General features: G+C 47.8%; 1 protein-coding gene. It reads left to right on the top strand.

Annotated elements, in window-relative coordinates; translation table 11 throughout:
- Positions 1 to 50: 50 nt before the first annotated feature.
- Positions 51 to 232, top strand: a 182-nt coding sequence (locus AAEY83_RS18800) for a hypothetical protein (RefSeq protein WP_351061741.1), incomplete at its 3' end; no start/stop codon positions are given.

The following is a 232-nucleotide window of genomic DNA, read 5'->3' as shown; positions in this document are numbered from 1 at the left end:
ACGAAATAGTGCCTGGCGATGAAGCATCATACGCGTGTGGGTTAGCAAATATGGATACCTCGTACCCATCAGTAAACGATCCGGATCAATTTGCACAGTGTGGTTTTCAAGCTTATAACGGCCTTCGCCCTGAAGCGGCTAACGATAGCGACCGTAACAGCTACGCAGTTTATGTAGACGTAGAAACTATGATCACCGACGCATGGAACGTAAGTGGTGCACTACGCTATGA

This window comes from Psychrobacter sp. TB20-MNA-CIBAN-0197 (assembly GCF_040309765.1).
GTDB classification, from domain to species: Bacteria; Pseudomonadota; Gammaproteobacteria; order Pseudomonadales; family Moraxellaceae; genus Psychrobacter; species Psychrobacter submarinus.
Note: the sequence above shows the minus strand (reverse complement) of the source record. Positions and strands in the feature narration are given on the sequence as shown.